This window comes from Nostoc sp. ChiQUE01b (assembly GCF_034531255.1).
Classification (GTDB): Bacteria; Cyanobacteriota; Cyanobacteriia; order Cyanobacteriales; family Nostocaceae; genus Nostoc.
In genome coordinates this window covers 38,876-51,301 of the sequence record NZ_JAVRBM010000037.1, presented here as the reverse complement: position 1 = coordinate 51,301, position 12,426 = coordinate 38,876, and the positions used below count along the sequence as shown (strand labels likewise).

13 protein-coding genes, 1 pseudogene and 2 riboswitches are annotated in these 12,426 nt (G+C 40.1%); of the genes and pseudogenes, 6 read left to right on the top strand and 8 right to left on the bottom strand.

Going from position 1 to position 12,426, the window contains the following annotated elements; translation table 11 throughout:
- The first annotated feature begins 114 nt into the window (after nucleotides 1–114).
- On the top strand, nucleotides 115–345 hold the full coding sequence (locus RMY63_RS22905) for a type II toxin-antitoxin system ParD family antitoxin (protein ID WP_322730913.1): 231 nt from the start codon (nucleotides 115–117) through the stop codon (nucleotides 343–345).
- Nucleotides 346–382: 37 nt separating this feature from the next.
- Here RMY63_RS22905 and RMY63_RS22900 read toward each other — a convergent pair whose 3' ends face one another.
- The 8 genes and pseudogenes from RMY63_RS22900 to RMY63_RS22865 all read right to left on the bottom strand — a co-directional run bounded on the left by RMY63_RS22900 (nucleotide 383) and on the right by RMY63_RS22865 (nucleotide 8,027).
- Nucleotides 383–1,255: a (2Fe-2S) ferredoxin domain-containing protein gene (locus RMY63_RS22900; RefSeq protein ID WP_322730912.1), complete on the bottom strand. Its 873-nt coding sequence runs from the start codon at nucleotides 1,253–1,255 to the stop codon at nucleotides 383–385.
- Nucleotides 1,256–1,290: 35 nt separating this feature from the next.
- Entirely contained in the window at nucleotides 1,291–3,333 is a 2,043-nt protein-coding gene (locus tag RMY63_RS22895) for a TonB-dependent receptor (RefSeq protein ID WP_322730941.1), read from the bottom strand.
- Between the two features lie 380 nt (nucleotides 3,334–3,713).
- A riboswitch (cobalamin riboswitch) is annotated at nucleotides 3,714–3,864 on the bottom strand.
- A 558-nt stretch (nucleotides 3,865–4,422) separates the two neighbouring features.
- Nucleotides 4,423–4,878, bottom strand: coding sequence for a hypothetical protein (locus tag RMY63_RS22890; protein WP_322730911.1), 456 nt, complete (start codon nucleotides 4,876–4,878; stop codon nucleotides 4,423–4,425).
- Between the two features lie 5 nt (nucleotides 4,879–4,883).
- The gene (locus tag RMY63_RS22885) at nucleotides 4,884–5,744 is read right to left on the bottom strand and encodes a methyltransferase domain-containing protein (RefSeq protein WP_322730910.1); all 861 of its coding nucleotides are present in this window, start codon (nucleotides 5,742–5,744) and stop codon (nucleotides 4,884–4,886) included.
- 18 nt (nucleotides 5,745–5,762) lie between these two features.
- Entirely contained in the window at nucleotides 5,763–6,227 is a 465-nt protein-coding gene (locus tag RMY63_RS22880; RefSeq protein ID WP_322730909.1) for a hypothetical protein, read from the bottom strand.
- The gene (gene cobW, locus RMY63_RS22875) at nucleotides 6,214–7,269 is read right to left on the bottom strand and encodes a cobalamin biosynthesis protein CobW (RefSeq protein WP_322730908.1); all 1,056 of its coding nucleotides are present in this window, start codon (nucleotides 7,267–7,269) and stop codon (nucleotides 6,214–6,216) included. The genes RMY63_RS22880 and cobW overlap by 14 nt, the downstream gene beginning before the upstream one ends.
- A 147-nt stretch (nucleotides 7,270–7,416) precedes the next feature.
- Nucleotides 7,417–7,749: pseudogene (locus RMY63_RS22870) on the bottom strand (SAM-dependent methyltransferase); the annotation flags it as partial.
- A 23-nt stretch (nucleotides 7,750–7,772) separates the two neighbouring features.
- Entirely contained in the window at nucleotides 7,773–8,027 is a 255-nt protein-coding gene (locus tag RMY63_RS22865) for a hypothetical protein (protein WP_322730907.1), read from the bottom strand.
- A 371-nt stretch (nucleotides 8,028–8,398) separates the two neighbouring features.
- A riboswitch (cobalamin riboswitch) is annotated at nucleotides 8,399–8,547 on the bottom strand.
- Nucleotides 8,548–8,818: 271 nt separating this feature from the next.
- On the opposite strand from RMY63_RS22865, the gene RMY63_RS22860 reads away from it, so the two are divergent.
- The 5 genes from RMY63_RS22860 (at nucleotide 8,819) to RMY63_RS22840 (ending at nucleotide 12,363) form a co-directional block, all read left to right on the top strand.
- Entirely contained in the window at nucleotides 8,819–9,784 is a 966-nt protein-coding gene (locus RMY63_RS22860; protein WP_322730906.1) for a DUF4351 domain-containing protein, read from the top strand.
- 86 nt (nucleotides 9,785–9,870) lie between these two features.
- The gene (locus RMY63_RS22855) at nucleotides 9,871–10,068 is read left to right on the top strand and encodes an ATP cone domain-containing protein (RefSeq protein ID WP_322730905.1); all 198 of its coding nucleotides are present in this window, start codon (nucleotides 9,871–9,873) and stop codon (nucleotides 10,066–10,068) included.
- Nucleotides 10,069–10,080: 12 nt separating this feature from the next.
- The gene (locus tag RMY63_RS22850; protein WP_322730904.1) at nucleotides 10,081–10,806 is read left to right on the top strand and encodes a ribonucleotide reductase N-terminal alpha domain-containing protein; all 726 of its coding nucleotides are present in this window, start codon (nucleotides 10,081–10,083) and stop codon (nucleotides 10,804–10,806) included.
- Nucleotides 10,807–10,952: 146 nt separating this feature from the next.
- Nucleotides 10,953–11,198, top strand: a complete 246-nt coding sequence (locus tag RMY63_RS22845) for a hypothetical protein (RefSeq protein WP_322730903.1) — start codon at nucleotides 10,953–10,955, stop codon at nucleotides 11,196–11,198.
- A 106-nt stretch (nucleotides 11,199–11,304) separates the two neighbouring features.
- Nucleotides 11,305–12,363 (top strand): ribonucleotide-diphosphate reductase subunit beta, encoded by a 1,059-nt coding sequence (locus RMY63_RS22840; protein ID WP_322730902.1) that lies wholly within the window; start codon nucleotides 11,305–11,307, stop codon nucleotides 12,361–12,363.
- Nucleotides 12,364–12,426 lie beyond the last annotated feature (63 nt).

Here is a 12,426-nt window from a genome sequence, read left to right as displayed (position 1 = left end):
TCGGTGGGTAGTAGTGTTCGATAACTTTATTACTTTTCAACAAATGTTGATTTGTAGTTTTAATGAAGGCTTCTTGCCCCCTAAAATAATAGATATAGTTATGCTTAAAAGCTAATGAATATCAATATTGATATACCTGATGAGATGCACGTTTATGTCGAGGCACAATTGATGACAGGTACTTACAACAGCATCGGCGAGTATTTTCTAGACTTGGTGCAGCAAGACAAAAAACGTAAGGCGCAAGCGAAGTTAGAAATGCTTTTACTTGAAGGTATTAACTCGGATACTCAGGAAGTAACACCAGAATATTGGCAAAATTTGCGTTCTGCGGTTTTAGATTAAAATAGTACAGACAAAGATTTTTAACCGCAGTTATAATTTAAACAGACTCTGGTGGATAGCAATATTCAATAACTTTATTACCTTTTACCAAATGTTCATTGACAATAATTTCAGCTACATTTGGTTGAACACGAGTGTACCAAGTTCTATCATCAGAATAAAATACAACTGGCCCTTGTTGGCAAACTTCCAAACAGCCAGATGTTCTCACTTCTATGTCTAAACCTGCATTTTCAACTGCTGATTTTAAAGCATCAAATGTGGGTTGCCATTTGCGTGAAGGAAGACAGCGAGTAGAAGTGCAGACTGAGATATAAGAATGTTTGAGGGGGTTTTTAGTAAACGGTATAGGCTGGTTTCCCAATACATAAATATCTCGTAGTTCCTCATAAAAAGCTAACTTTGATAAATTCGGCTTACCTTCTGGTAATAAATTCTCACCTTCTACATACGGATTTGGCAAGAAAATAGTCATGAGGTTTTCATCTGCACCATTCCAAAAATCTATTCCCCAACTTCTAGGGATACCTTCTGCATTAAACCGTCGATAAAATGCAGCACGATTTACTTGACGTTGCTGCCTTAATTCTAAAGGAGTCTTACAATGGGGGCCACCTAAATTCGCCTCAATACATAGGTGCAAATGCCAGCCTTCTGTAACTACTGTGAGATATCCATCATAGAGGATACAAATTTTAGGTGGAGCATTAAATTCTAATTCTAATACACCTCCTTGAACAATATGCCCTACCCCTACCTGCTGCCAATTTTGCTGAAATAGAGTGTAAAGTAGCGACGACAAAACATCGGTACTAGAATCAAAATGTTCATATTCAATAGACCCCTCAGTAGATAAAGCCTCAATCACAACCTTATTTACTGGAGTTACCCAACAATTAAATTCAGTCATTCAAAACTCCTCTCTGCGTAAAAAAACTCTTGACTTCAAAACGTAGAACTCAACCCAACTTGAAAAACTCTCCCCCCATCAGGATAACCAGGAAATAATTGGTATCTCTGGTTAAAGATATTATCTAGACTGCCTGTTAATATTAAGTTATCACTGAGAGAAACCCGCATTTTGAAATCAAAAGTAGTATAACCAGACAAAGATTCTGTATTAGTATTGTTTATGGGATATGCACCCAAAGAATGCATCAGTATTCCAGCATATAAACCTTGAGAAGTTTCATAAGAAAGTCCTGCATTTAAACTATCTGCACCTGCGAATCGTAATTCTTTATCAACTTCAACAGAATTTGTACTTTTCAAAATCCGGGGATCATTTGCTGTATAATTAACAAAGGCGTAGATATTCTTCGCTAACTGCAAATTTAAAACTGCTTCGATTCCCGTAGTACGAATCTTACCAATATTTTCATAAGTAGCTACCGGAACAGCAAAGTTATAGGCGATTAAATCTGATATTGTGTTGTTAAAATAGGTCAAGCGCAATAAACCAAAATCGCCTAATTTTTGGTCAATTCCAATATCATAACTATCACCTTTCTCTGGACGGAGATTAGGATTCCCAACGTAACTACCACCATTGGCATATAAGCTGAAAAGATTCGGCGCACGGAAATTTTTGATATAATTAGCTCTGAGAGTGGTAGTATCTGTAAGTGCAAATTTTACTCCTATACTTGGTGATGTGAAAGAGCCATTTGTCAAGCTGCTAAAATCCTGGCGTAAACCTAAGTTGGCAGTCAAACTAGGGGTAAAGCTAATTTCATATCTAGCAAATACTGCCCCTTGACTAATACTATCGTCGTAAGTGACTGTTTTTGTATTAGCAGAAAAGTTGAATGTACTGTTAGTAGCTGATACATTGCGGTAATCAAAGCCATAAACTAGGGCTTGATTATTAGCAAATTTCCAACTGTGTTGTGTTTGCAATCCATAAGAAGTTTGCCCGTTATCATATCGTGCTTGGGATGAGTTGCGACTATCATAGCGAGTGTTAAAGAAATCTGCGTAAACTCTGGCTGTTAGCAGTGAATCATCCCCACCTCCTAATTTTGAGTTCCAGGTTAAATCAGTGAGTACTTGGTCTGTGTATTTGCGATCGCTATCCGTCAACGAGTTAAAATAGCCTTGACCATATAATGGTTCAGGAATGGGGACTCCTCCTGGTACTCCTTGGTCTTTACCTAAATATAGAGTTGAGAGGGTTAGAGTATCGCGCTTTCCTAAATTCGCCTCCAGCTTGACATTAAAGTTATTGTAGAGAACATCATTATTTTCCCTAGTTCCCTTGAAATTCGCTTCTGGGATAGAAAAAGGATAGTTATTTTCGGCTTCGGTACGGTTGTAACCTACAACCCAACCAATATTGCCGACTTTCCCACTATTACTGATAGTCTGTTGATTTAGTCCATACGCGCCAACGGTGACTCCTGCTTGTGTCGTCACTTTTTCTGTAGGACGACGAGTGATAATATTAATCACTCCCCCAATTGCATCGGAACCATAAAGGGTAGAACCACCACCTGGTAATACTTCGACTCTTTCAACGATATTGGTGGTAAATTCTGAAAGGTCAAAACCACCAGAACCCAAATCGTTAATTGGTCTACCATCAAGCAAAATCAAGACTTGTGCAGAGTTAGAACCTCGGATAAATTGACCACTTAAGGCGCTCACTTCTGTGCCAACTGTACCATCAGGTAAGATACCTGTCAGAAATTTTAGTGCTTCTCTGACAGTTCTAGCACCCTGCGCTTCCATCTCTTCACCCGTAATTACGTAAACCGGACGGGTGGAATCTTTCACTGTCCCCTCGCGGCGAAAGGGTGAGTAAACGGGTTCATTCAATAACTTGTCGATGACTGTTAATTCAATATCTGGTTCTTCCGTGGATGCTGGAGTCTTCTCAGGTGTTATTTGTGCAACTGGTTGTAAGTCTGTTGCAGAACCTTCATACTTTGGAAACTCAGATATTTGTGGAACTTGATTAGCGATTGCTACGCATTCTCCAGATACCATTGCATAAATTGTGGTAAAAACGAAGATTTTTGAGAAAAATTCACAATAAGTAACTATACGGGAAGTGGACATGAAACTCCTCGTTTTCAGTAAATGCAAGTATTTATTTGTGCTATGAGTTTTTAAGATTTAGGCTTCAACTAGCTTGCTGAAATGCATTGCTATACCTAAATCATGGTGGATACTATTTGGATAGCAAAAAAGATTTTATGGTATTCCTTATGGATACCCAAATTCTTATAGAACAACCCAAAATTGAATGTTGTTACTAACAGCGAAGCGAATTAGTAAAACTTGCAAAGGGTACTGTGTTAAAACAGTATCTATACCCATGAAATTTATTAATCAAATGTATCATCTGTGCCTCGCAGATAAATATTTTGTGTCTAGAGTGAGTCGGCGGGCATTCTGACTAAGAGACACGTTCTATTCGTCTCATTACAGCTGCGGGACAGCGCCGGATTTACACCGAACTTTCCCCCTTGCGCCTGATGGCTGCTCCCCATCAGAACCGACAGTTATGTGTCACATTACCATAGTTATTGTGTATATGTAAATTCAGTCGATAACAATTTTGATTCTCTATATCACTTACTGGATATGGAATTATACTTGTGCTACAGATAACACGCATAAAGTAAATCTCCTAACTGCTAGTAAAGGGGACTTTGGGGACATTGTAGATTTAATTTCGTCAGGTGTATTACATTCCTAACGTACTTTTGTGGAGGCTATAAAACAGAAGTTTTGCATTTGCTTTAATCTACATTCCTTGAGGTAACTGAGTTAATTTTGGTTGGTCTAAGTATGTATATACCAACTGAGAAACTTGACGAACAAAATCCCTACCTCTAGTGTTATATCCAGCAGGAATAATGAGATTTTATTAATGATTTTTTACACTAACTCCAAAACATTCATTAATTACAAACACATGAAAATTTGGTAAATAGATAAAATCTTTTTACCCACTATTGGGATAAGTAATTTTGAAGTTTTTAAGACTGGGATTTTTGAGTCTTGAATTGTGCTATTAAAGCTCTATACATCTCAATTTGCAGAAAGCTAATTTTTGATTTTGGATGAGTCTCATTTTGTTTTTGCTCCTATTGAGAGGGTGTGCTGAGGTTGGAATTCTGTCCATTCTTTGCATACAGTTTGGTAACATTGGGGTGGTGTGATTGGTAATTTAGTTAAATAGAAAAACCCAGCTTGATGACCGTACTCCAACAAAAATACAACATCTTCTAGGGGATTATACTTATCTACAGCTTCGAGAATATGAGCATTCATGAAGTGTTTTTGTAACAGTACGGTATCAGGTGCTGCTAACCAAGCATTTAAGAAAGCTGCAAGATTTTTACGCGGGATAAAATGCGCTTTAAATGTTTCGCCAGCCATACTTAAATGCGGAGAATTGGTACTGCAAATTACGACACCACGTTCTCCCCCTAAATAACCGATCCAAGCGTTGTAACCAATTGCTAATATATTGGTGGCGATAAAAGCTTGTTGCCAATCTTGGGTGTTTATTTCTGGGGTCATTTCGATTAAACTCCTTTTGATAACTGCCAGAGTTGAATTTCATAACATAAATAGCTCTCAAAAATTGCACGTGCTGCTAATCCCTCGACAACTAACTTTTCTAGCCAGCGCTTAAATGCCCAACGACCGAGTGAGTATAATGGAGGGACAGCGATCGCCACAACATCAGCAATATATTTAACTGTAGTCAGCCCAAAAGTACGGAAGTTATCAACACACAAGTCAATCGTTGGTGCAACTTGAGTGGAGATGTCCTCAGTCTTTATTAACTTGAATCCAGACTGTGACAACGCCGCTTGGAGTTCGCTGGCGACATGACAATTAGAAAAAATACCTTCTTGGTATTCGGCATCGAAACGCATCATGTCTGCAAGCAGCAGATAGCCACCACTATCCAGTAAACGAGCCGCACCTTGAGCTAAATCGAGAGCAGCAATATATTGGCTGCTTTCACTGAACAGAATTAAGTCATAGGAGTATGATTTGTGAAAATCTTCAAATCTCGTTAAGTAAAAAGGTACTTGACCGTTGGTATTTTGAATAAATCTCTCTTGCTGGAGTGCGTCGGGTGCTAATCCCTCAACACTGAAACCGCGTGAGCATAAATATGTCGCATTACCACCAATCCCGCAGCCTACGTCTAGCACAGTTTTTATACCTTCTGGGATAAAACTCAAAAGTTTCGCTGTATATGCAGCTTGCGCCACACGCAGGCGAGTTAGAGTTAATTCTTCACCCACAGTAGGTAGTGGTTCCCAATACCCGTAATGGAGATAGTCGGAATTTGTAAGTCCCATGTAATAATCTATCGCTGCGTTTTGGTAGCGAGTTGCTTTGGAAATCTTGCTTGATTTTGGCTTGAGCATTGAGGAATAAAGTAAGTATTAGGGCATTAGGCTTGGTTTAAATTCTGACCATCGCTTGCAAACTTGTTCGTAGCAATCGGGTGGAGTAATTTTTAGTTGGTGTAAAAAATTAACCTCAATCTGAGGTTCAGCCTTTAGCACCAGAAGAATATCTTGATGAGGATTGTATGTTGCGATCGCTGGGAAAATTGATGAAATCATGGATGAACAGATTGATTGTGATATAAATCCGCCATCCTGAAACGAACGCAAGTAAAACCTAATCAGATCACAGGGGAGAAATTGGAGAGTGAAGGGAACTGTATCAAGACTTGTATTTGTAGGGTGAGTAACTTTAGTATCTACATCACAAATAACAACTCCCCGCCCAAATAATTGAAATCCTTTCCATCCTGTGTAACCGATTACCAATATATTGTTATGGATAAAGCTGTTTTGCCAGTAACCGAAATTTCCTTGCCAAACACTATTAGATGGTCGCATTGACTTCCTCCCCCAACACAATTGATTCAATGCGAACCTGCTCAAGCTCTCGTCCAATCAATACTAATCGCGTTTGACGGGGTTCGTGGGGTTGCCAAGTCCGATCGTAAAAGTAGTCAAATCGATTACCAACACCCTGTAATACTAGACGCATGGCTTTGTTCGGAACTGCTACAAATCCCTTAATTCGATAAATTTCTTGCTGTTGCACCAATGTTTGCAAGCGTTTGACTAAGACAGACGGCTCAAATGCTTGGTCTAGCAGTAGTTGCACTGCATTAATCCCTTCATCATGTTCGTGTTCAGCTTCGTTGTCGTGGTGACTGGGACGACTATCTAAGTTATCTTCTACCGCAGCGTTGAAACCGAGTAACAAATTGCTACTGATTTTACCGTCCTGGCAAGGAATGACTTTTACACCAGGGGATAAGTTCTGCTTTAGCCATTCTTGCACCCTAACTTGCGTTTTTTCATCAACGCGATCGCTCTTGGTAAGTAATACTAGGTCAGCACAAGCCAGCTGATCTTCAAACAGTTCCTCAATGGGTGTTTCGTGTTCTAGACTAGAGTCGGCTTGTCTCTGTGCTAAGAGGGCTGCTAAATCGCCTACATATTGATTAGTTGCCAATGCTTCACAGTCCACCACAGTAATTACGCTGTCCACTGTCGCGCCTGTGCGAATTTCCGGCCAGCGAAATGCTTGTACCAATGGTTTTGGTAGTGCTAGTCCAGAGGTTTCAATCAACATACAATCAAGGCTGGCGCGTCGCTTCAGTAATTCTTGCATTGCTGGGAGGAATTCTTCTTGCACCGTACAGCACAGACAACCGTTGGTGAGTTCAACAATATTACTGTTGGCGTCTTCTTCATCGTCACAAACTCGGCAGTCACGCAAAAGTTCGCCATCAATTCCGATTTCTCCAAATTCATTCACCAAAACAGCAATGCGTCGTCCCTCATTGTTTTGCAGTAAATGGCGAATTAACGTCGTTTTGCCTGCCCCTAGAAATCCTGTAATTACTGTGACGGGAATTTTTTGCATATTATAAAGTGTGTCGTTTGTTGATTAATTTTGCGATGTGTAGGAAGTTGTTCAAACCGCAGATATCACTACACTCAGCAGGCGTTAAAATCCAAATATTCATAACTAGCTGCGATCGCTACCTAAACAAGCTTGAGGGATTTTGGTCGCTAAAATCCGACTGCTGCCGCCAATACCACAGCCAACATCTAAGACGGTAGTACCAGGGGGTAATTTATCTAAACCACCCCATTTAACCATTTCATGTACAAAGTCAGATTTAGCAGCCAGAAAATCCTTTCGTCGCGGTGGCGAACCGTAGTGACCAAGGTGAATGTGTTCCCCCCAATAAAACTCTACGATGCCGTCAATAGTCCATTGATCGTAGGAATTGGCGACTGTGGCTGAGGATTGATACTTGCGGGCAGTCAGAAGATAAGCCGCAATTCCAATCACCAAAAGCAGAAGAAAACCAATTACAAAATATAATAAATTTGACATTAATTTTGAACGTTCTTGTACGCCTATTTGAGTCGATCTAAAGGTTTACTCATTGCTGCTCGTCCTGAATCAGAGGAGTGATGTCGTAACCGCCCACGGTCGGCAATCGCAATATAAATCATCCTATACACCGACATTGCACTGTTTTGAACATCTTGAATAATTTTCCCTTTAAGTAGACTGGGCTTGTGTTTGTCTTGAGGGAAAGCCGTTTGTTTGACAAAGGGATGAACAGAAGTGGGAATCTTCCCAACTCGGTGAAGATAGAATTTCGGCATGATGATTAACTGAAGTATTAGTCTAGTAAATTAGCAATTTCTATGCGTAATTGAAAAAGCATTTGTTCAGTAGTGTCACAGTAATATGTACGTCATACACGCCATTTACTACCTGTTTTGAACAACTTCTATCTGTTAGTTAATACAACGTTTTTTTGTTGCTGTGACTATTTGCAAGCGATACTCTCATCTGGAGTAGCGATCGCGATCGCTGCATCTAAAAACGCAATCTGTACCAGAAATTAAACGCCTACCCTCTCATAGAAAGTCGTAATCTGTAGCGTCTTGATATGTGGAACTATGAGAACGTAAAGCTGAGTAGTTATAGAAATCTTCATAAAAATACTTATCTGTGCCTCGCAGATGTACAAAATTTACAAGTTCACTTCGGCGGGCATTCTGACTCACAAGGCAAGCCTAGCCTTGATTACAGCTGCGGGACAGCGCCGGATTTACACCGGACTTTCCCCGTTTCCTCTAGCGGCTGTTCCCCACTAGAACCGAGATTCATCTGAATACTAACACAACTGTGATTTGCTTGCATAAAAATCAATGGTCGATCTATACTGGCATTCGTCATTCATCGGGGCAAGTCTCATTCTTTACCAAAGCTTGCTCTAGATTTTTATTGGGCAATTCTTCTAGAAATTTTTCAACCCAACAAACTTTTTAGGGTTGCCAGCGTTTGCTGACATAGCGCTGGCATTATTCTGTAGACCATTTTCATAACTTACGCAAAAATTGTTAAAAATCTTAATTCATTTGTCAGTCCACCATCTATCAATCAACTGATGACCGAGGAACTTGAAAGAGCAGATAATGATAGTCCGTGGAAAGAAATTTTAGAAGCTTACTTTCCCCAAGCAATGCAATTTTTCTTCCCCCAAACAGCAGCATTAATTAATTGGGAACGTCCCCACGAATTTCTCGATAAAGAATTTCAGCAAATAGCTCGTGAAGGAGAACTTGGTAGACGATATGCAGATAAATTAGTCAAAGTATGGCAAATTCAAGGACAAGAAATTTGGCTATTAATCCATGTAGAAATTCAGGCAAAATCAGAAGACATTTTTGCAGAAAGAATGTTTTCCTACAACCTGCGAATTTTTGATAGATTTGCCAAACCTGCCATTAGTTTGGCGATTTTATGCGATACTGACCTGACATGGCGACCAAATCAATATAGTTATAATTACCCTGATACCAGGCTTAACTTTGAATTTGGCATCGTCAAGCTTTTAGATTATCAAAATAATTGGGCAGAATTAGAAGCCAGTGACAATCCATTTGCAACCGTAGTCATGGCGCATTTGAAAACACAGCAAACAAGTAAAAAGCCAGGAGAACGTAAAACTTGGAAATTTAGCTTAATTCGCAGATTGTATGAATTAGGATTACAGGAAAGGGATATTCGTAACCTGTACCGATTTATTGATTGGGTTATGATTTTACCAAAAGCCTTGGAAGCAGAATTTTGGCAAGAGTTTAAGCAATTTGAGCAGGAGCGGATTATGAGCTACATTACCACAGGCGAACGCATTGGCTACGAGCGTGGGAAGGAAGAAGGAAAGCAGGAACAAGGACAAACTCTTGTACTACGGCTACTACAAAGACGGGTAGGAGAGTTACCTCAAGAGGTTCGGGAGCGCATTCAAACTCTTTCTTTAGAGCAATTAGAATCACTTGGTGAAGCTTTATTGGATTTTACAGCTATTGAAGATTTACTTAACTGGTTGTCAGCAAATCAAACAATATAGAAAACGTCCTTACTATTGCCAAACCCAGTTAACAATTCTTTTCCATTCTTACAATTATTTTTCTACAATTCATCAACACATCTTGTATGCAAGCTTCATCCACACTTTTTGAGGACTCTACAACGGATATTTATGTTGTTCGTCGCGATGGTTCGACAACACCGTTAGAAATTAATAAAATTCGCACAGTAGTTAATTGGGCTTGTTGCAGACTTTCAGCAAATTCTATTGCTCTAGAAGCACATCTGACAACTCGATTGCGTCCTGGAATTACCACAAGATAAATTCAAGATAATTTGATTCGCTGTGCTTTGGATTTGTGTAGTCCTGAAGAACCTGATTGGCGCTATGTAGCAGGGCGATTACACATTTGGAGTTTGTGGAAAGAAATAACAGTTAGCCGTGGTTATCAGTACGGTTATTATGCTCGGACTGTACAAACAAAAGTTTTGTCAGGAGAATACGATCGCCGCATTTTAATCTACACAGATGCAGAATTAGAGATTGCTAATACTTGGATCAATTCCGACTGGGATGCAGACTATGATTATGCGGGAGCAGTATTACTGACAAAGCGATATCTTTTGGCGAATGAGCTACCACAAGAAGCATTTTTAACTTGTGCGCTCTTGATTGCTTCCGTGGAAACACCAGATAATCGATTAACCTGGGCAAAGCAATTTTATGAAGCGATCGCCCGTCGTCAAATATCTTTAGCAACGCCCATTTTAGCGAATTTGCGGATTCCCAATGGCTCGCTAGCCAGTTGTTTGGACTTGCCCGAATTTTTGGAAATGCAAACAGAGAATGGGGACGGGCGACGCAAAGCTTATGACGTGTTCCCGCAATTGGTTGTCAGTGACGAATTTATGCGGCGAGTAGCAGCAGATGAAGAATGGACGTTAGTTGATCCTTATGAGGTACGAACTCGTTTAGGCATTGAATTGGCAATAGTTTGGGGTGAAGAATTTGAAAGGGCTTATCTTCAACAGCGATCGCACCCAATACTTCTTCATCTTTAGTTCAGGGTTGTACACCAAGTGTTTTACCCGTTTACAGCAAATTCTTTTATGAAAAGTGGGCAAAGGGTTCAGTACCGATCGCACCACCTTACATTCGGGATAATTTATGGTTTTATGTCGAAAATAAGACACTGGATCAGAAAAAAGTGGTGCGGGCGATCGCCACAATCCAACAATGGATTGATACAGGAATTTCAATGGAATTGCTATTTAATCTCAACGCTGGAGTTTATTTCCCCGACGAACCTGAGCGTTCTCTCACCGCTCTTGATATTTTTGAAACCCTAATGCTGGCTTGGGAATTGGGTTGTAAAGCAATCTACTATATTCGCACTGTTCAAAAAGATAGTTTCAAAGAATCGAACGAGCAATGTGTTGCTTGTGCAAGCTGAACATTAGTCATCAGTAAACAGTTATCAGTTATCAAGCATAGGCAATGGGCAATGGGCATTACCCATTGCCCAATTAAGAGTGAAAACTAATCAAAACAGAATTAAAGTGTACCAACCAAGACAATCATTAATGCCGATTAATCCCGTTTTCAATCCGAACGGGAATGATGATACAGGCAACCGTTTAATATGGTTCGGAGAGACTACGAACTTAATGCAATTAAACGATGTTCGCTACTCGTGGGCTGTCTCTCTCTACCGTCAAATGCGAGAGAACTTTTGGATTCCTGAAAAAATAGACATTACTCAAGATGTGACAGATTACGTCAATCTCACGCCTGGAGAACGACGTGCATTTGATGGCATCCTTAGCTACCTGACGTTTCTTGATTCAGTACAAACCTGTAATGTGCCTCACATCAAAAACAGCGTGACTGCACCAGAAATCGCGCTATGTATGGCAGAACAAATTTCCCAAGAGGCAATGCACAATCAGTCTTATCAATACATTATTGAGACGGTGATTCCCAGCGATCGCCGTACACACGTCTATGATTTTTGGCGGAGCGATCGCATTCTCAAACAACGATGCGAATTCATTGCTGGATTATACCAAAAGTATGTCGATAACCCGACACCAGAGAATTATTTCATATCGCTGTTAGCAGATTACTTATTGGAAGGGTTGTATTTCTACAATGGGTTTATATTTTTCTACAACCTGTCATCACGAATGCTGATGTCTGGGAGTGCCGATATCTTTAGAATGATTAACCGGGATGAACTCTCCCATGTGCGCCTGTATCAAAAATTGATTCCAGAAGCGATGCAAGTTTTCCCCCACAGCCGCGAACAAATCTACGAAATGTTTGCTCTCGCTGTCGAGCATGAATGCAAGTGGACAGCACATATTGTCGGAGATGATATTCTGGGTATTACGGCAAACAGTACAGAACACTACACAAAATATCTGGCAAATGCTCGGTTGAAGGCGATCGGTTTAGAGCAATTATTTCCAGAAGCTACCTACAAGAAAAGCCCCTATGCTCATTTGGAGCGTTTCTCAGATACTAAGAAAGAAGCTCACACGAAGGCAAACTTCTTTGAGGCGAGTGTCACCAGTTACGTCATGTCCTCTAGCATTGAAGGTTGGGATGATTTCTAAGAAGGATTTATTATTGGTTTAGATGTAGAGACGCGATATATCGCGTCTTTAAAAATGGTTCCT